18 protein-coding genes are annotated in these 22,025 nt (G+C 52.5%); 8 read left to right on the plus strand and 10 right to left on the minus strand.

Going from position 1 to position 22,025, the window contains the following annotated elements:
* Positions 1–6 precede the first annotated feature (6 nt).
* Entirely contained in the window at positions 7–3,510 is a 3,504-nt protein-coding gene (locus tag HED22_RS01675; RefSeq protein ID WP_167718216.1) for an AMP-binding protein, read from the plus strand.
* 61 nt (positions 3,511–3,571) lie between these two features.
* On the opposite strand, the gene HED22_RS01680 is transcribed toward HED22_RS01675, so the two are convergent.
* From HED22_RS01680 to HED22_RS01700, 5 genes are all read right to left on the minus strand, one after another.
* The gene (locus tag HED22_RS01680; RefSeq protein ID WP_167718218.1) at positions 3,572–4,345 is read right to left on the minus strand and encodes a 4'-phosphopantetheinyl transferase superfamily protein; all 774 of its coding nucleotides are present in this window, start codon (positions 4,343–4,345) and stop codon (positions 3,572–3,574) included.
* 113 nt (positions 4,346–4,458) lie between these two features.
* The gene (locus HED22_RS01685; RefSeq protein ID WP_167718221.1) at positions 4,459–5,019 is read right to left on the minus strand and encodes a YcjF family protein; all 561 of its coding nucleotides are present in this window, start codon (positions 5,017–5,019) and stop codon (positions 4,459–4,461) included.
* 106 nt (positions 5,020–5,125) lie between these two features.
* On the minus strand, positions 5,126–6,475 hold the full coding sequence (locus HED22_RS01690; protein WP_167718223.1) for a prohibitin family protein: 1,350 nt from the start codon (positions 6,473–6,475) through the stop codon (positions 5,126–5,128).
* A gap of 48 nt (positions 6,476–6,523) precedes the next feature.
* Positions 6,524–6,721, minus strand: a complete 198-nt coding sequence (locus tag HED22_RS01695) for a hypothetical protein (protein ID WP_033067480.1) — start codon at positions 6,719–6,721, stop codon at positions 6,524–6,526.
* 41 nt (positions 6,722–6,762) lie between these two features.
* The gene (locus HED22_RS01700) at positions 6,763–7,269 is read right to left on the minus strand and encodes a YcjF family protein (RefSeq protein ID WP_167718224.1); all 507 of its coding nucleotides are present in this window, start codon (positions 7,267–7,269) and stop codon (positions 6,763–6,765) included.
* 251 nt (positions 7,270–7,520) lie between these two features.
* Between HED22_RS01700 and HED22_RS01705 the strand changes: the two genes are divergently transcribed.
* From HED22_RS01705 to HED22_RS01720, 4 genes are read left to right on the plus strand one after another with little or no spacing between them, the layout of a single operon-like run.
* Positions 7,521–8,240, plus strand: a complete 720-nt coding sequence (locus HED22_RS01705) for a hypothetical protein (protein WP_167718226.1) — start codon at positions 7,521–7,523, stop codon at positions 8,238–8,240.
* The gene (locus tag HED22_RS01710) at positions 8,237–10,228 is read left to right on the plus strand and encodes an MFS transporter (RefSeq protein WP_167718228.1); all 1,992 of its coding nucleotides are present in this window, start codon (positions 8,237–8,239) and stop codon (positions 10,226–10,228) included. The genes HED22_RS01705 and HED22_RS01710 overlap by 4 nt, the downstream gene beginning before the upstream one ends.
* A complete protein-coding gene (locus tag HED22_RS01715; protein ID WP_167718230.1) occupies positions 10,225–11,238 on the plus strand; it encodes an ABC transporter substrate-binding protein in 1,014 nt (337 codons plus the stop codon). Before HED22_RS01710 ends, HED22_RS01715 begins: the two co-directional genes overlap by 4 nt.
* Positions 11,235–11,900 carry a GNAT family N-acetyltransferase gene (locus HED22_RS01720; protein WP_167718232.1) on the plus strand — a complete coding sequence of 222 codons (666 nt, stop codon included), beginning with the start codon at positions 11,235–11,237 and terminating at the stop codon, positions 11,898–11,900. Before HED22_RS01715 ends, HED22_RS01720 begins: the two co-directional genes overlap by 4 nt.
* Here the strand turns inward: HED22_RS01720 and HED22_RS01725 are convergent.
* The gene (locus HED22_RS01725) at positions 11,888–13,045 is read right to left on the minus strand and encodes a TAXI family TRAP transporter solute-binding subunit (RefSeq protein WP_167718234.1); all 1,158 of its coding nucleotides are present in this window, start codon (positions 13,043–13,045) and stop codon (positions 11,888–11,890) included. The genes HED22_RS01720 and HED22_RS01725 overlap by 13 nt on opposite strands.
* A gap of 383 nt (positions 13,046–13,428) precedes the next feature.
* Here HED22_RS01725 and HED22_RS01730 point away from each other — a divergent pair, with 383 nt between their 5' ends.
* The 3 genes from HED22_RS01730 (at position 13,429) to HED22_RS01740 (ending at position 17,918) form a co-directional block, all read left to right on the plus strand.
* On the plus strand, positions 13,429–14,502 hold the full coding sequence (locus tag HED22_RS01730) for a diaminopropionate ammonia-lyase (protein ID WP_167718236.1): 1,074 nt from the start codon (positions 13,429–13,431) through the stop codon (positions 14,500–14,502).
* Positions 14,503–14,605: 103 nt separating this feature from the next.
* On the plus strand, positions 14,606–16,255 hold the full coding sequence (locus HED22_RS01735; protein WP_167718238.1) for a cyclic peptide export ABC transporter: 1,650 nt from the start codon (positions 14,606–14,608) through the stop codon (positions 16,253–16,255).
* 1 nt (position 16,256) lies between these two features.
* Positions 16,257–17,918 (plus strand): cyclic peptide export ABC transporter, encoded by a 1,662-nt coding sequence (locus HED22_RS01740; RefSeq protein ID WP_167718240.1) that lies wholly within the window; start codon positions 16,257–16,259, stop codon positions 17,916–17,918.
* On the opposite strand, the gene HED22_RS01745 is transcribed toward HED22_RS01740, so the two are convergent.
* From HED22_RS01745 to metG, 4 genes are all read right to left on the minus strand, one after another.
* Positions 17,915–18,664, minus strand: coding sequence for a thioesterase II family protein (locus HED22_RS01745; RefSeq protein WP_167718242.1), 750 nt, complete (start codon positions 18,662–18,664; stop codon positions 17,915–17,917). The two genes, HED22_RS01740 and HED22_RS01745, sit on opposite strands and share 4 nt — an antisense overlap.
* A 167-nt stretch (positions 18,665–18,831) precedes the next feature.
* Positions 18,832–19,605 (minus strand): MBL fold metallo-hydrolase, encoded by a 774-nt coding sequence (locus HED22_RS01750; protein ID WP_167718244.1) that lies wholly within the window; start codon positions 19,603–19,605, stop codon positions 18,832–18,834.
* On the minus strand, positions 19,602–20,420 hold the full coding sequence (locus tag HED22_RS01755) for a TatD family hydrolase (protein WP_167718246.1): 819 nt from the start codon (positions 20,418–20,420) through the stop codon (positions 19,602–19,604). The genes HED22_RS01750 and HED22_RS01755 overlap by 4 nt, the downstream gene beginning before the upstream one ends.
* On the minus strand, positions 20,417–21,982 hold the full coding sequence (gene metG, locus HED22_RS01760; protein ID WP_167718248.1) for a methionine--tRNA ligase: 1,566 nt from the start codon (positions 21,980–21,982) through the stop codon (positions 20,417–20,419). Before metG ends, HED22_RS01755 begins: the two co-directional genes overlap by 4 nt.
* Between the last annotated feature and the right edge of the window lie 43 nt (positions 21,983–22,025).

Genomic DNA, 22,025 nt, shown 5'->3' on the forward strand with positions numbered 1-22,025 from the left:
GAATCAATGAAAATCGCCGATTTTGATTTCGACAGTCTGGAAACGTCCCTGCCCGAAGCCGCAGAAACACCCGCGGCGCAAATCGGAAGCATCATTGATGCTGTCGCCGATGTCGTCGCCAAGCATCCCGAGCGGATCGCCATCAAGGACGAGGCTCAGGATATTTCCTATGAGGCTCTTGATTGCGAAAGCAACCGGATCGCCAATTTTATCATCGGCCTGAACCTGCCCGAAGACGCCATGATCGGCGTCATGACCGGACGTAATCGTTTCTACATTTCAGCCATCCTCGGCATTCTCAAGGCCGGGCATCCGTTTGTGCCACTTGATCCGGCAACACCCTTGATCCGTCGTATTGCCATTGCCAACAACGCGTCCATTCCGCTTGTCTTGGCCGATGCCGAACATGTGGGTGATCTTCACCAATTGCAGTGGCGGTGTGATGGCGTTGAACACATTCTGTGTATCGACCGCGAAAATATTGATGCGATCTCGGAGACGCCCGGTTCTCTGATGTCGGTTGAACTGTGGGATCACCTTGCTGGCGATGATGCAGACAACGTTTTGGCCGGTGGGTGGAAAAGCGCATTCACCGGGCAACCGATTGCGCAAGAAGCCATGGACGCATTTGGCGCAAATGCACGTAACAAGATCGCCAATCTGGTATCCAAAGACGCGCATGTGCTTGAAATCGGCTGTGCTTCGGGCTTTACCATGAAACATGTCGCACCGGTTGTCGGAAAATATGTTGCAACCGATCTGTCCCGACGGAACGTTGAACGTACCGAAGAACTTGCCATCAAGTCAGGCATGACGCACGTCATGGGCCGCCAGTTGGCCGCGCACGACATTGATGTTTTCGAGGAACAATCATTTGATCTGATCATTCTCAATAGCGTCGTCGAAAACTTCCCGGGCTTTGGCTATCTCCGTCAGGTTCTTAACAAGGCAGCCAAATTGCTGGCACCGGGTGGTGCGATTTATCTTGGCAATATCTGGGATGCAGACCGCAAGTCGGACTACCTTGCTGACCTTGCAAAGTTTGCCGCCGATAATGTCGGCAAGGGTTATGACACCCGTCTTGATTTCCTTGAAGACCTGTTCGTGCCCGAAGCATTCCTGAAAGACTGGGCATATGGCCATGGCGGTTTTGCGGTTGAACGTACGGCCATTAATGCGCCGGGCTTTGACCCTGCCCCATACACCTTCGATCTGGTTATGTCGCCGGATGCCGGCATCGCACCAAGTAAAACATTGCGTTATCGCCATGATCTTTCCGACCTTGTACAGTCTGCCGATGGTGCGCCTGATAAGCCGTCAGCATCGTCTGATGTTGCCTATGTCCTGTTCACCAGTGGCACGACCGGCACGCCCAAAGGGGTGGTGATCGAGCACGGATCTGTGGTTAACCTTGCAAACTCAGTATTGGAAACGCAGCTGAAATTGATCAGCGCAGAAGATGCAAAGTCATGTCTTAATCTGACATGCGTCGCACCGTTTGCCTTCGATGGATCGATTGTTCAGATTTTCGCAAGCCTTCTGAACGGGCACAGTCTTCATATCCCGGGCACTGATACCAGAAGCGATCCCGAAGCGCTGCATGATTTCATTGTCCAGCATGAGATCGATCAACTCGATGCCACGCCAAGCCTTTTCTTCATGCTGCTTAATCACTGGCATCAGACAGGCCAGCACTGCCCGGCCAAGATGGTGGTTCTGGGCGGAGAACCGGTTACGTCAGACTTGGTCGAACGGTTCTTTGCCCTGCCCCAACACAGCAGCAGTAAACTTGTAAATGCCTATGGCCCGACGGAATGCTGCGTATCAGCTGCGCAATATGTCATGACTGCGCAAAATCATCGTCAGATCCTGCCGCCGCCGATTGGCCGTGCGATTAACGGCGCACAGATCAGGATTTGTGATGAAAACAACCGAACGCTGCCAAATGGCGTGCCTGGTGAAATCTTGATCGGTGGTGCCGGTGTTGCGCGTGGCTATCTGAATAACCCGGGTCTGACAGAACGAGCCTTTATCACAGATCGTGAAGGTAGCCGCTGGTATCGCAGCGGAGACATCGGGCGCAAACGCAATGACGGCGAGATCGTTTTTGTCGGCCGCGAAGATGGACAGGTCAAGGTGCGGGGCAATCGCGTTGAATTGGCCGAAATTGAAACCGCCATCTGCAAACACCCTCTTGTCCGCCATGCGACAGTTGTCTTGCATAATTCCGGCAATCAGAGTTCGGAAAATCTGGTTGCCTATTTGACCACCGATGATGGCTTTGATGTCGCAACTTGTCGGACCCAGCTTGAGCAATCTCTGCCAGCCTATATGGTTCCGAGCTATATGATCTGTCTTGATCAGATGCCTCTAACATCAAACGGCAAGGTCGACAAAGCCAAGCTTCCCGAACCGTCGGGCAACCTTCTGGTGGGGGCAAACAAGCGCACGCAGAAGCTCGAAACTGAATGTGAACGCCAAGTCGCGAAGATCATGGGCGAGGTCCTAGATTGCACGATTGATGATGCAAATGCCGATTTCTTCGAGCTGGGCGGGCATAGCGTCCTTGCTGTGCAGTTCCTGTCAAAATTAAATCAGGCGGTTGATGTCAAAATTCCGCTCAGCGATTTGTTTAGCTGCTCAACTGTGTCCAAACTTGCTAATCGCGTTGAAATGCGCAAACGCGATGAAAAGGACAAGAACCCGGTCGTTTCGGTCAATGCCGAAGGCAAAGGCATCCCGATCCTGTGCTTTCACCCTGTGGGCGGAAACATCCTGTGCTATCAGGATATGTCACGCGAACTTGGTTCTGAGCAACCGGTCTTAATGGTCGAATCCCGCGGACTTCAGGAAGGTCAGGGATTAAACGCTTCCGTTGAGGACATGGTCGCTGCCTATATGCCATTCATCCGCGAAATGATCCCGAACGGTCCGGTACGTGTCGCGGGATGGAGCTTCGGCGGCTTGCTTGCCTATGAGGCAGGTTATCGCCTGTCACAGGCAGGTGTGGATGTGCGCAGCATCACCCTGCTGGATGCGATTGCAGTTCCGGAATCCGTCCGTGAGATGCTGCGCAAGGACGAAGCAGAATATCTTGCTGATCTGTTTGGTGAATTGGGGATCGTCAAAGCCGAAGAATTGCGCCCCCTTACACCGGAGGAACGCATTGATTACCTGCTGACGAATGGCAAGGAATGCGATCTTCTGCCAAAGGATGCGGACCGCGGCACGATGCGCCGACTTCTTGCGGTGTTTCAGAACAACGCACTTGCGGCCGTTCACTACATGCCGCCGAAGATTGAAGACATTGATATCCTGCTTGTGCGTCCGCAAACCATTGTGCGCGGAGCACCCTATATCGAAGGTGATGAATTTAGCGGCTGGCGGGCATTCACGGGTGACAATATTGAACTCGCCATGGTTCCGGGCACCCATGGCACCATGATTTCCCAGCCACATATTCAAGAAGTGGCAATGGCCATGCGCAAGCAGATCAAACGAACAATCTAACAGCCAGTCAGCGCAGATTCCGCCAAATCGGCATCAACCAAACAGCAAGGACCAGATGGTTTTACGACCATTCTGGTCCTTCGTTTTTGAAACGGGTCCTTGCCGGCAAGGTGATGGCCAACCAACCAGAACCGCCCGACCAAACGTACGTCTGATATTGCGCGAAGTTCCGGTATCCAAGCACATAGTGATCGACCTTGTGGGTGATCTCTGACGGGGCATAGATATCAAGCGGTGTCATCATGCCTGTCGTAAGGGTCTTTGCCAAACTCTCGCGCGCGACCCAAAGCAGGCTGGCCGTGTCGCGCTTTGACAACCCAATCGTTGCGCACATTTCGCGTGTTTCGCGATCCAATCCGTCAAGAACCGGACCAACATCATCCTCAGAAGGCAGATCAACATCAATTCCCATCGGGTGCCCACGATGAAAAATCAAGGCAGCTGCGAGCCTGTCTGAATGTGAAATCGATACACCAAGGTTCGAGACATTTTCCCCTACTACATTCGACAGAATTGGCTGTTCGAAGATTCCGCTTTCAATGCTAATCAGGCGTGGATCAATCTCAGACCAATGTGATTGGAGTGCGATCTTTGCCGCCAAACGACCATGTGTGTAGCTGTCCCTGCGCCGTGCGTGTTCAAAGCTGTCACGTCGCGTCAACTCACCTTCGTTAAGTAATTGAACAATAAGCTCTTCCCTTGCCTCAGGCGCCAAGTCATCAAGGTCAATGACAACCAATGTCGCGCTCAGGACATCACGCAGATCAAAGCTTCCTGATGCGCGATCACGCACCAATTCAAACGTCTGAATTTTGATGGCGTCAGACAATCTCACATCACGGCTCCGTCTCAGCGGAATGACATCCAAACCGACAAACAAAAAAGAATGCCCAAGCATAGCTTGGACATTCTTGAAAACATACGCGGTTATTGGATTTGAAAACCCAATTAAGCCTTGGCAGTTGCTGCAGAACCTGCAGGCTTGGCAGTGGTTTTGCCGCCTTTGACATACTCAGAGGCCTTACGCTTCCCTTCTTCGAATTCTTCCTGAAATTTGCCGGAAGCTTCTTCTGCGTCAAAGTTTGCAACCGTACCGCCCTTGGCAAAGTGCCATGCGAAAACGCGCCCCAGCGCGTAGGTGCAGGCAGCAGCAAAGGTCGGCATTGCAACCAGACCAAAGATCGTACCAACAACAGGAACACGACGGATAAGGTTTGCGGCAGCATAACCAACACCAGTTGCCGGAAGTACCGTAGCAACCAAGGTCGAAATGGAATTCTTGATCGCGTTTTCGGAGAACGGCACGCCATAGATGTCGCAAAGCTGTGCGAGCATGCGCAGCTGAATGGTGCTGCTGGTTGCCATTTCAAGGAACGGGATAGGAACCAAACCACCAATGGCAGCATATGCAGTGTGACGGTTAATGCTGCTATGCGCCTGAGCACGGAGCTCAGCAGTTTCTGCTACAGCAACTTCTTCAGTCTCTTCAACTTTTTCTGCTTCGCTCATAATTGCCTCTTTGCAATGATCATTTTGCCGACAGGTCGCATACACAAAATTCTAGACTGCCAACACACTACCCCAACTTGCGGTTTATCGCAACAAACAGAAGTTGTTATTGTTTTGTATCTGCTTTCATTTCCGGTACAGCAGCCGGCTCTCGACCGGCAGCTGATTCGGTTCTGACCGCACTGCTATCGTATAGCGGCGCGATAGATTGCATCACCTTTTGCAACGTGCTTGGCGAGCCCGGTTGTTCATCACCAGATTGCGTTGCAGGCTTCACACCAGGTGTCGGCACGGAACCCTGTTCTGCCCCACCCGGCTGGCTTGGTGGCAAGGGGTTGGAGGACGAAGACGGTGACGCACTACTACCGGGTTCACGAATGCCTGGTGAAATCGCATTTTGCGGTGAGATTTCAGCTGCACGTGCGTTCAGGTCATTGGCGGATGGCAAGGTGTTGGCCTGATCGCCAGTCAGTTCCGCACCTGAGGTATCAGAGGACGACGTCGGCGCATCAGCCGTATTCAAGATAACTGGCAAGCCGTCCTTGCCACCAATGATGATGGTCTTGCTGTTTTTCGACGTAGCGAGCGACATGGTCGCTTCGATACCGCGCAGACGCAGATACTCTTCGGTGATGGTCTTCGCAACAATATCCTGAAACTCTCGAATACCCTCAGCTTCGATCTTTTTACGCTGCTTTTCCTTTTCTTCACGCGCAAGGCGGAAGTCATATTCAAGCATCGCCTGATACTGTTCGGCTTTACGTTCAATGGCATCGGCGACACGCTGCGGCAATTTGACTGAGCGGATCAGCACGTCTTCAACCGTTACCAAACGTCCCTGGAAGCTCTGGTTCACCAACGAAGATCCAAGCTGGTTGACCATACGCTCAAGGATTTCAGCCTGAATGAAAGCACGCGTTTCGGTATAGAGTTGTTCCGGGGTGTAGCGCGAAATCAGTTCACGGGCATGCGATCCGATTTCCGGGTAAACAAGGATTTCCGGATAATTTGGTCCGACAAGCTTGTGCAACATGCCTGCTGCATCGCGATTGATACGATAACGAACCGCGATGTCGACTTCCATCGACAGACCGTTGGAAGAGATCGTGTCATAGACGCGGGCCTGATTTTGCAGGCGGGCGTCATAGACAAACATTTTGTCCCAAGGGAAGATCATCTGCACACCTTCGCCGTAGGTATGCTCAACAACGGTCCCACCAAAGAAGCGGTACCACATCACGCCAACATGACCGGCTGGAATGGTAATAAAGATTTGCGGAGCGAGCGCAATCATCCCGATCAGAATAAAGAAGATCGTGATCAGGATGCCTGTCTGCGAGCGTTTGACAACCCGGTGCAGCCAGTCGATGAACCGATCGCGGAAGCTTGGCCGTCGCGCGTTTTCACCCTCGCCTCGTTCCGGACCGCTTGCTGACATTGTTGTGCCATCAACCATTCGCTATCTCATTACTCTTATGCATTTTCATGAAACGTTGATTGCACGTCAGTACTCATCCAGATCATTAATTTTCTCGCGGATTTCGCGTGATGGGCGCGCGACGATCTGAACCAGAAAATCACCAATCGGTGTGATCACCACCGCCAGAATGAAGTGGCCGAGGAACCCGAACGATGTCCGGCGTCCCAACAAGCCGCACACAACCGCCGCCAGAAGATAAAGAATGATAATGATCAGATTCATTGCCCTGAGCCCGCCGACCTGAGTTAACCCTGTTAAGACGCCTAAGCGACTTTTGCATCCTTAACGACCTTTAACCCGTCTTGGAATTCTTCCTTGAATTTGGGCTCGGCACGTTTCGGGTCGAAATCTTCCATTGTTCCACCTGCTTCATAATGCAGCTGAAACACTCGGCCCAGCGCATAGGTGAAAGCAGCATTGAAGCCAGGCATGGTCAGCACACTTAAAGTTGTTCCAACCACCGGAAGGGCTTTTGCCAGGCCCGAAAAGATACCCGTCGCCAGGAACGATTTTCCTAACACGCCACCAGTGATGCTGGCCATCATGGTCGCGATCACTGCTTTGCCGCTGCTTTTACGGAAATCCACTTTGTAGTGACTGCTCAATTCGGCCAGCATTTTAAGCTGCACTGCAACGATTGCGGCCGAATCGAGAACGGGAATGGGGATCAATCCAGTGCCCGCAGCCCACATCGTATTGCGCATCACAATTCCCCGGGCCAGCCGGTTTCTTCTGTTGCGTTTGAGCTGGTCCAAGCGCGGACTATCCATGTCACCCCCCGGTTTTGTATGGAGGCCGAAGCATAAACGCTAAATTTTCCCACTGCAAACCGTTTCAGGGACGTATGCGGACTTGACCGCTTCTTTCCATCGAACGACCATGTCGCCATCAGTGTTTAAATTTAACGCCCGATCACGATTGGGAAACGCGGCGTTTTCCGTCGTCTCGCAGGAGCAATGAATTGAGTCTGGCATCCAAGATCGGTGTTGCGCTGTTTCTGATACTCGCAGCCGCGCTGAGCATGACAACAACGCTCAATTACCTGCGCTTTGAGCAAACGCTTAGGACCCTCGTCTTTCAACAGATGAGTGTTGTGCGACATGAAACAAGTCAGGATCTTTTGGCAGGAATTGATCTTGGCTTGCGTTTGGATAATTTCGAAAACCTTGAGGGGATTCTTGCCCGTCGTTTGCAAATGACACCCGAAGTCACTGGAATTACCGTTCAGGACTGCCAAGGAACGGAAATTGCCCGGGCTACCGCAACGCAGCAACCAGATCCCTCCCCTATTGATCACAGTTCCGGGAACTTAGCGCCCCGCACCCAATCATCCTGGACAAGCATTTCCGAAAAAGGTGCTGTTTCCCGCAGCATTTTGCACGACAGCCTAGGACAATGTGCCGGTCAATTGATCGTCACCACAGACAGTAGCGACTATTTCCGGAAGCTTGATTTGGCCTTTATTGAGATGTGGAAGTCAGCCGGGCTTGGGATGCTTTTGATCATTCCCATAACGGGGCTTTTGATTATTTTGATGCGCCGCCGTCATCGCATTTTCGTCGAACTTCACCAAGACATAGATCGCGCTATGGCAGGTGAAACCACCGCTCGCCAGATCCACGACGAAGACGCCCTTACGGCAAGCGAAATTGAACTGATTTCCCTCTATCGCGAAATCCGCGACAAACTGCCCAAGGACGGCGTCGCGGGCCAGTCACCTGATGCGGAGAAGTCGAAATGAGCAATATCTCTGCATCGAAACACAAACGTCGACTGATGCCCAAAGGCACGATTTGGATCCTGCTTTTGTTTAGCACAATCGCACTTTGCATTGCGCTGATCGGGATATCGTGGCGCGCAGCGGATTTGGTACGCGATGACCTGCAGGTCGAAATTCAGCAAAAGGCGGAAATACAAGCCAAGGCATTGGCTGAGAAAGTTGAACATGCGTTAGAGCTCGGCATCCCGCTTGATCGCATTGTCGGGTTTGAAGATGTCGTCGTTCAGCTACAGGAAGGTGATCCTGATCTGCAATTCGCAGCGATCCTGAATGGAACAGAACCGGTTCATACCGGCGGCATGGCGCCAAGCACAATTAAGCAGGCCCTGCTTGAGGAGAATGGCCCCAAAACGCCTTCAACCATCATCACACGGATTGAGCTTAAAAGCGTTGCGGATCCTGATCCCAAACAATCTGACTTTGCCATTGTGATCGGCCATGACCGCGCGGCACTGATGCGCCCGGTGACAGATAACCTGTTTGATATCGCGATCATTTTCATCATCACACTCGCACTGTCATTTGAACTTGTCCTGTTTGTTCTGACGGTGAATGTCGCTTTGCCCGTCCGGGTCGCGCGCCGGGTTCTGACCAATGTGCAGCAGCACAAATTCACCATCCTGCATGGTCAGTCGACCCGCGACGAGATCGGCAGTTTCATGGAACATATCAATTCCGTGATCAGTAAAACCGCAGCCAAGGTCGGCATTCAGCCGCAGAAAGAACGTGAAGTAAAACTGATCGGTGTGCGGTTATTGGCCTTCATGTTTGTCCTGGCCGAAGAACTTGCTCGACCGATCATGCCGTCCTTCTTCGGGCAGATCGCGGCAAGCTCTATCGATGGTCAGTTGGGTGCCGGGATCGTCATGGCGGTGCATCTTCTGATGGTCGCGATTGCCATGCCGCTTTGCAGCCTGTTTCAGGAACGCATCGGATCGCTTCGCATGTATCTAATCGGCGCATTTCTGGCGACAATTGGCCTTTGTGGGACAGCATTTGCCATGGGGCTCGCCGATTTGATCCTGTGGCGTGCCCTTTCGGGCATGGGATATGCGATCACGTTTGTGGCCTGTCAGTCCTATGTGCTTGATGCAACCAATGACGGCAACAGGACCCAGGGCACTGCGATGATGGTCAGTGGAATTATGCTTGCCGATATTTGTGGCCCGGCGATTGGTGGTATTTTCGCAAGCCATTTTGGCGAAGCGGTGACCTTTATCGCCGGTGGCGTTGTTGCATGCGTTGCCGTCGCATTGGCCTTCTTCCTGATGGACAATATGGTGCGTGGCAAAACCCCACCGCCCGTGCCGACCAAACATGCCTTGAAGGCAATGCTGTCCAATCGACGGTTACAGGTCCTGATCCTGTTTGCTGCCGTGCCGGCCAAACTGATCCTAAGCGGGTTTCTGTTTTACCTGACCCCGTTAATCCTGCTGCAGTCGGGTGCAACCACCGCAGAAACCGGGCGCGTGATTATGCTCTATGGGTTGGTCGCCCTTTTGACCGGTTGGGGCATAGCACGATGGACAGATAGCAAGCAGAATGAAATCCGCGCCGTTGGCATCGGTGGCGCACTTACTGCCATCGGTCTACTTTTTGCGGGGTTCATGCCGCAATATGCCAACTTTGCTGTGGCGGTTGCTCTGTTGGGTTTGGCGCAGGCCACGTCGATCCCGGCACAGGTTTCAGCCAGCCTGAAAATTGCCGCTGACTTCACCGAGGAACATGGTACAGGTCCGGTTCTGGCCGTGTTGCGACTGGCCGAACGGTTGGGAGGAGCATTGGGTCCCCTTCTTGCGGCAAGCTTGACGCTTTCGCTTGGCATGGAACAAGCCGTTTTGGTGTTTGGTGCGATTGCCGCTGTTTGCGTGATTTGTTTTGAACTTCTGATCGGGCATGTGCCCACAGACCACAAGCCACAAACCAGTAAGTCGGAGGACGGACAATGATAAGGTTGTTCAGCACACTCTGCCTTATGGTTACCCTCACCATCTGCACGATCAATGTTCCGGGGATCGCGTCGGCAAGTGCAAAGGAAGCAAAACCGCTTAAGATCGCGATGATTCTGTGGCGTGGTGAAACGCGTGTTGAAGACGGATTTCGCGCCTATTTCGCGGACCGCGATATCCCGGTTGATTTGCAGATCTTTGATATTGGTCGCGACCTTGAACGCATCCCCGACATCATTGCTGAAATTCGTAAAGATCCGCCAGATCTGGTTTACACATGGGGAACTGGTGTGACATCGCGTGTGGCGGGCAAATATGATCAGGTTGATCCGGCGCAAAACATTACGGATCTGCCCGTTGTGTTTGTCATGGTGTCTTCGCCTTGGAAAACCAGTATTGCGGCACCCGCCGGGCAAACCCGCCCGAATGTTACCGGGGCTACCCATATTGCACCGCTTGCGGCCCAAATACAGGCTATTCGCGCCTATCGCCCCATGACAAAGCTGGGCGTGGTTTATAACAGCCAGGAGGATAACTCGATCTCCAACGTCGAAGACCTTCAGGCGTTGGGGGCCGAAATGGGGTTTGAAGTCCTGACCGCCCCGCTGGGACAGGCGGAAGATCCGTCGCCGGACGACATTGGACCTGCGGTCAGCGATTTGGCCAAGCGCGGTGCTGATATCCTTTATATCGGTCCGGATAACTTTATCGGCACCTATCGCGATGTGCTAACCGATGCAGGGTTCACAAATGGATTGGCTGCCTTTAGCGCGACAGAGCTTGAAGTCCGCGACGGACAGGCCATGTTGGGCCTTGTAAGCCGCTATGAACTGGTTGGGCGCCTTGCCGCCAGCAAGGTTGAAAGCATTCTGTTGGATGGTGTTTCACCGTCAGATATCCCGGTAGAAACGCTGGAACGCTTTTCCTATCTGATCAATTTTGCCTCTGCGCGCAGACTCGAAATGTATCCGCCCTTGTCACTGCTTGATTACGCAGAAATCATCAAATGACCAACATAACGCGCCTTGAGAAAAGCCACCTTGATGCGATCATCAAATTGCATCACGAAGTGATCGCGAAAGCCGACCCGACACTTGTCGCATCTGAAACCGATGCGTTTTTCAAAGACCACTTGGCCGATCGCGGCAAAATGTTCGGGATATTGGAAAACGGCTGCTTATTGGCCTATTGCGTGCTTGGCCTGCCACGCCCGAGTGATCCGAATTTCGGAACGGATCAGGGGCTTGCCGATGCTGACCTTCCGTTTGTAGCCCACATTGACGGCGTCGCGGTCAAAGCAGAATTCCGTGGCCATAACTGGCAACAAATATTAACCCGCCACCGGATGCAAGAAGCCATCAAAGCCGGTCGAAAACTGGCTCTGACCACGGTCGCGCCGGGCAATAGCGCAAGCCTGATCAACATCCTGGCTTGTGGTTTGGTTGTTCGGCAACTGAAGGAAAAATATGGTGGGCAGCGTTTTTTGATGCGCGCAGACCTAACCACGGCCCCGATAAGTTACCCGCATGCTGATGTGAAGGCATGGTGCCGGGCAACTGATTTTGAAACGTGTCACAGGCATCTGGCCGCAGGGTTGATTGGCGCAACATATCGTAAAGCGCCCGGCACAAAGACTGTTGAAATCGGCTGGCTTCCCGATCACTGCATATAGGTATAGGACGGTTTTGAGCCGACGCTATCCTTTGAAGGATCTTTATAGAATTCCTGCCAGTCGCAGGCATGCATGTCGGTTTCCCAATAGCACGCCGCCCCTTTGTGGAAGGGCAGGAAATTGCCTTTGCCAAACATGTCTTTGGCGACCACGCTGCTGAATGTCGGGAACTCGGTTTTCAGCTTCTCAATATTTTCGTGGATGATACGCGCGACCCAGTAAACCACATACGGATCAGCGGCTTCATAGGCCATCAAGGACGCCTTGAAACCATATGATTCCAAAGCCTGTTCCTGCCCACTATAGGTTTTGGCCGGAAGCACCTGATCGAAGAAGTATCGATTGGCTTTGACCAGTTCCTGGGTCAACGGACCGCCCATACCGACCACCTTGGCGTCGCAATTCATGCTTTCTTCAATCAAGGTTGCCGGGTGACCGATCCAAAGACCGAATGCATCAATATAGTCTTCGCAAATGCCAAGCTGGTTATAGTCTTGCGCCACACTATAGACGGTATCCATGTCTTCAAGCTTAAGGCCATATTGCCCAAGAAGCTCCATCCACAATTCGCGCGATGCGGAACCCTCAGGCCCGATATTGATCCGCTTGCCCTTAAGGTCGGCAACGCTGTTGATGTCTGAATCCTTGCGGACCACCAAAAGACCCATTTCATCATGCAGAGACATGACCGAACGCGCCCCGACGATCGGGTTTACACCGGCCTGCGCCTCCCAGTTGTTGTTCGACTGAACAATCATCAACTGAACCCGGCCTTCTTTCATCAATTCGATGTTACTACCGACCCCCTGGGACCGCAGGGGTACGCAATGAACGCGATGACGGTTATAGCTTTTGCGCATCATGTCGCAGATCTTTGCCGCCACCTGAAAATACACACCATTCGTACTGCCGCTGTAGATCGCCGCATAAAAGGACTGTTCATGCGTACCATCTCCCATGATTTCCGTCGCGTTACTGAAGGTAACAAGACTATCCGGGTCCTTGGTTTTGCGGCGATATTGCGAAAGCGGGATGGCGTCGGGCTTATAGATCAGGCCATCAACCATATCGGGATTATTCTTGTTGGGCTGGAGCTTATCGGAATCATATTGGTCGACATCGAAGGTCTTAGCCTGAATATCCAAGCTAACCTCCTGATCACCGGTTGGTGCAACAATTGACTGTGTGCTTTGCTCCGCAACCGGTGGGTTTGCCGATGCATCTTGCGCATGGGCAGCAAAAGATCCCCCGCCTGCGAACCACAGTGAGGCCATCAACCACCGAATTGGCTTAACGGAGCCGCCCATAAGCAATTTCAAGATCAACTCTACCACGAACAGTTTATGTCATATGTTCAGTGTAATGGATGTTGTCACTGAACGTCGAGTTTCAATCTGTTGCAATCTCGCCTCAGGAGCCAAATTTCTCAGACATTTAACCTGCTTCACATCACAGATAATGTTTGACCAGTTGTAGCCTGCCAACCATAACCACACGTAATAATCGTTTCACCGTTCCGGAGCCGATGTTGGCAAGTTTAAACAGCTTTGTCCCAAGCCGTGATGAAATCTATCAGGCTGCGAGCCTTATCGCATCATGGCCCGACTATTGTCAAAGCCCGCTTGTGCCCTGCCCGGGCCTGGCGCAGGAATTGGGCATTGGTGCAGTGTGGGTAAAGGATGAAAGCAAACGGTTTGGTCTTGGCGGGGTCAAGGCGCTCGGCGCGCCCTATGGCCTGAAGCAACAGCTTTTAAAACTTGGCATTGAGCCGGGATCACCCGAATGCCGCAACTATGTGGCTGTCGCGGCAACAGACGGCAATCATGGTCTTGCCACCGCATGGGCCGCAAAAAAGTTCAATTGTCAGGCACGGATCTATGTCGGAAGCGACGTCGACCCGGCCCGTATGCGCCGTATCCGCGATAATGGTGCCGAACTGGTGGAAATTGATGGCACCTATGATGATGCGGTCATGGCCGCCAGCAAAGCAGCCGAAGCAGACAACATCCTTCTGATCACCGATACCGACTATGATGGCACGCTTGATGTCACCCGTGACATCATGGCGGGCTACGCAATGTTGGGATTGGAATGCGCCCAGCAGTTGCGCGAACAAAAAGCCGAAATCGACTGCATCTTCCTGCAATGCGGGGTTGGCGGTATGGCGGCAGGTTGCGCCGTTGGCATGTGGCATGAAAGCGGTAACAAGCCGACCGTATTTACCGTCGAGCCCGATGCTGCTGCATGTGTGAAAGCAAGCATTGAAACCGGTGTCCTGACCAAGGTGCCTGGTAAGCTTTTAACACGGATGGTGGGCCTTTCCTGCGGATGCCCCAGCCTGACAGCATTTGAAATTCTGCGCGATGTCAGTGCTGGCAACATCGTGATTGATGACACAATCGCCAAAAACGTTCAGGACCGGCTTGTTGCCGGTGTGCGAAATGATCCGCCGCTTGATACCTGGGACACTGGTGTTTCAGGCATTGCCGGGCTTTGGCATATTTCGAAATCCCCGACATTGCGCAGCCGATTTGGTCTAACGGAACATAGTCGTGTTCTTGTGATCAATAGCGAAGGCGCGATCCCGGAAAAATATCTTTAAATCAAATGCCAAGAAACATGGCGCGCCTGCTGGACAGTTCGTCACGCCATGCTACAGTTGCGCCCTGTAAAGACAGGTTGGTTTTTGGGGGGCTGCTAAATCAATGAAGTTGCTGGAATTGTTATCTTGGGGTGATAACAAGCTTGCTACCCGACTTATCGTCGCCGGTGCACTTTCCGGCGTAGGGAGTGCAGCACTTCTTGGCCTTGTAAACACTGCCGCCGAAGAGATCGCCGATAACGGTGTTGATCGCGTCAACTGGCTTCTGGCAGGCATCTTCATCGCGCTTTCGGTCATCTATTTCCTGGCCGAGGTCTATCTTAACAGCACCATCGCCAAACATATCGAAGCGGGAATCGACAAGGTCCGCAAAAAGATTTTGTCTCAGATCGCTGTTGCCGACTTCGCCGAACTTGAAAGCTTTGGGCAAACACGCCTGTTTGAAACCATCACCCAAAGCACCCAGATCATTTCCCAAAATTCGCACCTGATTGGCATGTCATTCAGAAGCATTCTGCTGCTGATTGCCGTCATGGCCTATGTCTTCTGGATATCGATGCTGGCCTTCTTCATCATCGTGGTCGTCGTAGGCAGCGGCATCCTCATTTACCTGCGCATGGGCAAGACACTGGCCATGTGGTTTGGCAAGCTGCATCAGGTTGAAAGCATCCTGTTTAGCAAGGTCGCCGACCTGTTTGCCGGCATCAAGGAAGTGCGCATGTGGTCGCGCAGAAGCGACGCCTTCAAGGTCGCCTTCATCAAGGCATCGGCAAACAAGGCCGAAATTGGCACGAACGCGCAGGCGATGATTTCGCGCCAGATGATCATGGGGATCACCGCGTTCTATATTCTGCTGGCAATCATTGTGTTCATCGTCCCGGTCTATTCCGACAGCATTGACACCGACGTTGCCAAGATCAGCACAGCAGTGCTTTTCATGATCGGTCCGATCAGTGTGATCGTACAATCCATGTCCATTCTGGGCATGGCCGAGCAATCCGCCACCAGGATGATGGAACTGTCCAAGGACCTTGAAGCGATCCGCGAACCAATTGCCGATCAAGGCATGACGTTTGAGGACAAGTTTGATCAGGTCAACTTTGATGATGTGTCCTTTACCTATCCCAACCGCGATCCGCGCCATGGCTTTTCTTTGGGCCCGATCAGCTTGTCGGTCAAACGGGGTGAATTGCTATTCATCACCGGGGGCAATGGGGCGGGTAAATCAACCCTGATCAAATTGCTTACGGGACTGTATCAGCCAACGTCAGGAAAAATTCGGATCAACAATATCGAGCTTGGTCCGCAAAGCCTGTCGGCCTATCGCAATCTGATAGCAACCGTGTTTTCAGACTCCCATCTGTTTAACGAGTTGTTTGGCACCGATGAAATTACCGATGAGGATGCCAAATACTGGATCGAACGGTTTGAGCTTTCGCACGTGACCGGCATTCGTGATGACAAGTTCATCACCATTGCCCTATCTGCAGGTCAACGCAAACGACTTGCACTGATAACGGCCATTCTGGAAAACCGTCCGATCATTGTTCTGGATGAATGGGCCGCCGATCAGGATCCCTATTTCCGCAAGAAGTTCTATCACGAGATCCTGCCGGAGCTTAAAAAGCGCGGCACCACCATCATCGCCGTGACCCATGATGACCATTATTTTGAAGTTGCCGATCGTCGCCTTCATCTTGAAACGGGCAAGCTGACCGAACTTGCGCTTGATGACCCACGTGGGAGACTTTGAAATGTTGTCGCTGAACGTTCTTCGCACTCAGGCAAAGATCAGTTTGCGTACGGTTGTCGCCCTTCTGACCATGGCTGCGGTTTCGACCACGATGGTCCTGATCATCGTTAACATGGCGTCTGAGCAAGCTCAAAACAACGAAGTCAGTGCCCACCTTATGGCGTTGATGGCGCTATCTCTCATCGGATTCATCTGGGCGCAACACAAGGCAGACACGATCGTATCGGCGGAAGTCGAACGCATCTTGCATCAATTCCGTTTGTCGCTGTTTGACAAGGTCAGCAAGGCATCACCTGAAACGCTTGATACCGTCGGAGAAGGCTCGATCCAAGCGGCAATGACCCAGGAAATGCAAACCATTTCGAATACCTTGCCGATGCTGATGAATGGGATACAGCAATTCGTGCTGATCTTCTTTGTCAGTTTATATCTGGCCTATCTGTCGTTGTTTGCCTTTGCCATGATTGGTGTATTGGCCGCACTGGCCGTCATCATCCACCTTTACCGCATCAAAAAGGTCAATATTGCGATCCGCGAAGCCGCCGAAGATGAAGGCAAACTGTTCGGCGGGTTGGGTGATCTGCTGCATGGCTTCAAGGAAGTGAAGATGAATAATCTTCGCCGGGACGCCCTGCTGTCACGGTTGCATGAACGCTCTGAACGGACCCGCGACACAAAAGCAGAAATCAAACAGCAATGGAGCCGCGAAACCGCATCGGTTCAGTTGGCATTCTATTGCATGATGGCGGCGATGGTCTTCATCGTTCCGATCTTTACATCTGACTATCATGACGTTGCTGTTCAAACGACAACTGCGACCTTGTTTCTGTTTGGCCCGATTGGCTCGACTATTATGACCTTGCCAAGCTTCAACGATACCGAAGCAGCATTGGCAAAGATCACAAGCCTTAAGGAACAACTGAGCGAGGAGCTGATCAAACAGGACGAAAATGCCGCCACCGCTGACAACGCAACACAGGCAGCGGACTTGGACACCGACACCACCTCCCCCCTTCCCCGCATCGATGAAATCACGATGAAGGATGTTCGCTTTACCTATCCCGGACCGACAGGCGGCTTTTCGGTTGGGCCATTGAATGCCTCGTTCAAGAAAGGCGAGATTACCTTTATCACTGGTGGCAATGGGGCGGGTAAATCGACCATGATTTCGCTGCTAACAGGTCTTCGCGCCTTTGACAGCGGTGAGATCAGCGTGAATGGTGAAGTGCTGCGGACTGCACAGTTTCAGGATTACCGTGACCAGTTCGCGTCGGTCTTGTCAGGGTATCATTTGTTTGATGAATTGTATGGCATCGATCCAATTGATGCCGATCAGGTTAATGACTTCCTCAGACTGCTTGAAATTTCTGACAAGGTCACCCTTGATGGCAACAAATTCTCGACCACGTCGCTGTCACAGGGGCAGCGCAAACGCCTGGCACTTGTCAGCGCCCTTCTCGAAGACAAGCCGGTTCTGGTTCTTGATGAATGGGCCGCAGATCAGGACCCCCATTTCAGGTCGGTCTTCTATGAGAAGCTTCTGCCTATGCTGCGGGATCAGGGCAAAACGCTGATTTGCGTCACCCATGATGATCGCTGGTTTGACGTTGCTGACCGGATTTATCACGTGCGTGACGGACAGTTCGACGAAGCCAAAGCCTAAGCAACACTCTCCAACCGATCAGACACGATTGCTGTCACCGCATCAAGGTGATCGGTGATGAAGAAATGACCGCCGTGATAAACATGCTTGGCAAATGCCCCACTTGTGGCATTTGCCCACCCATCAAGATCTTTTGGCACCGGGCTTGTATCCGTATCCCCACCAAACACTGTGATAGGGCAGGAAAGTCTTGGCAGATCTTTCGAAACAGCGGTTTCTGATAGCTTGAAATCAGCCCGAAGCGGCGCCTCAAACAGTTGCCGATATTCTTGGTTCTCGTAGATCTCTTTGGGGGTTCCGCCATATTTGACGACCTCCTTCCAGAAGCTATCTGATGGCAGACCATTCAGCGGCGCACGTGTTAGTTCCAGATCAGGACTGCGGCGTGCGGACAGGAACAAGAGGCTTGGCCCCACACCACCATTGACAACAATCTCACACGCCAAGTGATGGGATATGATCGCCCCCATCGAATAGCCAAAGAAAGCGTAAGGCAGATCCGTCAGGGGTGAGATAGCCTCAAAGATATGTTCGACCATCACATCAATCGTATCAATAACTTGCTCGCCAAACCGCTGCTCGCGCCCTGGAAGGCAAACCAAAACGATCTCGACATCTTCTGGAAGCTTGTCACGCCAAGGTCGATAAAAGGACGCACCACCGCCAGCAAACGGAAAACAAAACAGTCGCATCCGGGGTGGCAATTTCCCCGGAAGCTGCAAAAACCATTTGTTTTTATCGACCAAAGGCCCCCCCTTACCCCGTCTGCTTAACAGTTCGCATCCTCACACTTTGAATAACGAAATATTTCAGATGTATAAGGCGCTTTGGCTTTTTTTGACCAAGGCTTCCTTGGCAATCCGATTAGTCTGATAACCGGGTTGGAGTTTCTAAGCTCTAACGCCATTGATGACTAATTTACGTCGATCACCAAGCCGTCATAAGCTGGTTCGACATGGTCTGGTGTATCTGCCATCGCCTGTGCGTAATCGAACTGGATGCTCATGTGCGTCATGTAGACTTGCTTGGGCTTGAACTCATCTACCCAGCCCAGAAGTTTTTCGAGATGTGCATGTGTGTTGTGCGGACGATGCCGCAAGCAATCGACGACCCAGACATCAAGATCATAGAGATGTTCTTTGGAGGATTCCGGGAACTCCACGACATCTGTTGAATAGGCAAACTTCCCGATTTTAAAGCCCAGTGTCTCGCCGTAGCCGTGATCTTGCGAGAAAACCGTTATCGGGATCCCTGCTGGCTTGATTGCCCCTGTAATGACATGCGGGATCAAAACCGGTTTGAAGTAGAACTCGACGCCTTCTGGGAGCGGCGTAAAAACATAATTGAAGCGATGATCGATGTCAGAGATCGTCTGCGCATTGGCATAGATATCAATCGGGCGTTCCATGGCGACATTAAGCCAGCGGACATCATCAATGCCATGCACATGATCAGCATGCGAATGGGTAAACAGGATCGCATCGACATGGTCGATGTTATGCGTCAGCGCCTGCTGTCGGAAATCCGGCGTAACGTCGACCAGAATCTTCTTCCCTGCTTCCTCGATCAGGATTGAGCTGCGTAAACGACGATTTTTTGGATTGTTCGGGTCACACTTTCCCCATCCAAGCCCAACCGATGGCACACCATTTGAGGAGCCGCAGCCAAGGATGGTTACTTTGGTCACTGTTGCTCAGCTCCCAGCGCCAGCAGATTGTTGCGATCTGCTTTCGTGAACAGTTTGAAGAAGTTATCCGTTGTTATTTGCGTAATTTCTTCAATGCCAACACCCTTGATTTCAGCCAGTTTGGCAGCCGTATGGGCGACATAGCTTGGTTCGTTTGGTTTGCCGCGCTTGGGCACTGGTGCCAGATAAGGGGCGTCTGTTTCGACCAACAATCGATCAAGCGGTACGTCTTCAAGAGCGGCACGGATTTCCTTGGCGGAATTGAAGGTAATGATGCCGGAACAGGAAATATAGAAGCCGATCTTAAGGGCGCGCTGTGCCAACATCGCCGAACTGGAGAAGCAGTGGATGACGCCGGTAAATGGTCCCTTCTGATACTCTTCTTCAAGAATATCCATCGTGTCGTCATCTGCGTCGCGGGTATGCACAATCAAGGGCAAGCCGGTTTCTCGGCACGCCGCAATATGGGCGCGAAAGCTTTTCTGCTGCGCATCGTGCGGGGCGTTATCATAGAAGTAATCGAGCCCGCTTTCGCCAATCCCGATGACTTTCGGATCGGACGCCTTTTCGATCAGCGCGTCGGGGCTTGAAAGCCCCTCTTCGCCTGCTTCGTGCGGATGAACCCCAATCGTGCAATAGATATGATCGGATTGCTCGGCAACAGCGCGGACCTTGTCAAAGGTCGTCAACTTCACACCAATGCTGACCATCATACCGACACCGGCATTTTTGGCACGCGCAAGCGTTCCGCTCAGATCATCGGCGAATTGCGGGTAGTCCAGATGGCAGTGGCTGTCGACAAGAGCGACATTCATGCCTTCTCTCCTTCGTCTTCGGTCTCGACATAGCGCGGGAACACTCCGACCGGCTTCGGAATTTCCGAGCCCGGTTTAAGGGCGTTGTCGGGGCCAAGCATATCAAACCCGCGCTGATCATCCTCCAACACCAAAAGGTCAAGGATCTTGGCGGCGGAACACGGCATGATCGGCTGAACGAGGATGCCGACATGACGAATTATTTCGGCCAGCACATACAAAACGGTCTCCATGCGTGCCGGGTCGGTCTTTTTCAGGCCCCATGGTGCCATTTCGTCAACATAGCGGTTCGCATCGCCGACCAGGCTCCAGATGGCCTCAAGCCCCTTGTTAAAGGCCTGTTCGTCAAACAGTGGGCGCACGGTATCAAGCATACCATGTGCCTTGCCCAGAATTTCCTTGTCTGCATCGGTGAATTCACCGGGGGTCGGGATCGCCGCATTGCAGTTCTTGTGAATCATCGACAGAACGCGCTGGCACATATTGCCAAGATCGTTGGCCAGTTCGCTGTTCATGCGATTGACCATGGCGCGATGGGCAAAGTCGCCATCATTGCCAAACGGCACTTCGCGCATCAGGAAGTAGCGCGTCTGATCCAGACCGTATTTATCGGTCAGATCATATGGATCGATGACGTTGCCAATCGATTTTGAAATCTTCTGACCTTCGTTGGTCCACCAGCCATGGGCAAAGACGCGCTTAGGCGGTTGAATGCCGGCAGCCAGCAAGAATGCGGGCCAGTAAACAGCGTGGAATCGCAGGATATCCTTGCCAACCATATGAAGGTCTGCTGGCCAGTATTTTTCAAGTTTGGCCGGGTCTGCATCCGGATAGCCGATTGCGGTCAAATAGTTGGTCAGCGCGTCCAGCCAGACATACATGACATGGTCTTCATCGCCGGGTACCGGAACGCCCCATTTAAAGCTTGTGCGTGAGACCGAAAGATCATGCATACCGCCCTTAACAAAGCTGATTACTTCGTTGCGGCGCGACTGAGGGGCGATGAAGTCCGGGTTCTGTTCATAGAACTCAAGCAGGCGATCACCCCAGGCGGAAAGCTTGAAGAAGTAGCTCGGCTCGGAAACCCATTCCACCGGTGCGCCTGTCGGGGCGATTTTCTCGCCATCTTTTTCGATCAGTTCCTTTTCGGCGTAGAACGCCTCGTCACGGACCGAGTACCAACCGTCATAGGACCCCAGATAGATCTCGCCCTTTTCAAGCAGCGTGTTCCAAAGCGCCTGGCAGGCCTTTTTGTGGCGTTCTTCCGTGGTGCGGATGAAGTCATCGTTGGAATAGTTCATGTGCACCGCAAGATCGCGGAAATTCTGCGATACCTGATCGGTGAAAGTTTGCGGATCGATCCCCTTGGCCGCGGCCGATTTGTCGACCTTTTGACCATGTTCATCGGTTCCGGTCAGGAACATCACGTCATAACCGTCCAGGCGCTTGAAGCGGGCCAGAACGTCACAGGCAAGCGTGGTATAGGCATGGCCGATATGGGGCTTGTCATTGACGTAATAGATCGGTGTCGTGATGTAATAGGGCTGTTTGTGCCCGGTCATGGTCGCAAATCCTTCGCGCAAGTCGTGAAACAAAACGGCCCGA

The sequence above is a fragment of the Thalassospira sp. HF15 genome (genome assembly GCF_011806525.1).
GTDB lineage: Bacteria > Pseudomonadota > Alphaproteobacteria > Rhodospirillales > Thalassospiraceae > Thalassospira.

Excerpts from the sequence above, each read along its gene's own strand:
- HED22_RS01755 (WP_167718246.1), bottom strand. The coding sequence starts at position 20,420 with ATGAATGTCGCTCTTGTCGACAGCCACTGCCATCTGGACTACCCGCAA.
- HED22_RS01690 (WP_167718223.1), bottom strand. The coding sequence starts at position 6,475 with ATGGTTGATGGCACAACAATGTCAGCAAGCGGTCCGGAACGAGGCGAG.
- metG (WP_167718248.1), bottom strand. The coding sequence starts at position 21,982 with ATGACCGGGCACAAACAGCCCTATTACATCACGACACCGATCTATTAC.
- HED22_RS01685 (WP_167718221.1), bottom strand. The coding sequence starts at position 5,019 with ATGAGCGAAGCAGAAAAAGTTGAAGAGACTGAAGAAGTTGCTGTAGCA.
- HED22_RS01675 (WP_167718216.1), top strand. The coding sequence starts at position 7 with ATGAAAATCGCCGATTTTGATTTCGACAGTCTGGAAACGTCCCTGCCC.
- HED22_RS01740 (WP_167718240.1), top strand. The coding sequence starts at position 16,257 with ATGTTGTCGCTGAACGTTCTTCGCACTCAGGCAAAGATCAGTTTGCGT.
- HED22_RS01715 (WP_167718230.1), top strand. The coding sequence starts at position 10,225 with ATGATAAGGTTGTTCAGCACACTCTGCCTTATGGTTACCCTCACCATC.
- HED22_RS01705 (WP_167718226.1), top strand. The coding sequence starts at position 7,521 with ATGACAACAACGCTCAATTACCTGCGCTTTGAGCAAACGCTTAGGACC.
- HED22_RS01700 (WP_167718224.1), bottom strand. The coding sequence starts at position 7,269 with ATGGATAGTCCGCGCTTGGACCAGCTCAAACGCAACAGAAGAAACCGG.
- HED22_RS01710 (WP_167718228.1), top strand. The coding sequence starts at position 8,237 with ATGAGCAATATCTCTGCATCGAAACACAAACGTCGACTGATGCCCAAA.
- HED22_RS01735 (WP_167718238.1), top strand. The coding sequence starts at position 14,606 with ATGAAGTTGCTGGAATTGTTATCTTGGGGTGATAACAAGCTTGCTACC.
- HED22_RS01695 (WP_033067480.1), bottom strand. The coding sequence starts at position 6,721 with ATGAATCTGATCATTATCATTCTTTATCTTCTGGCGGCGGTTGTGTGC.
- HED22_RS01720 (WP_167718232.1), top strand. The coding sequence starts at position 11,235 with ATGACCAACATAACGCGCCTTGAGAAAAGCCACCTTGATGCGATCATC.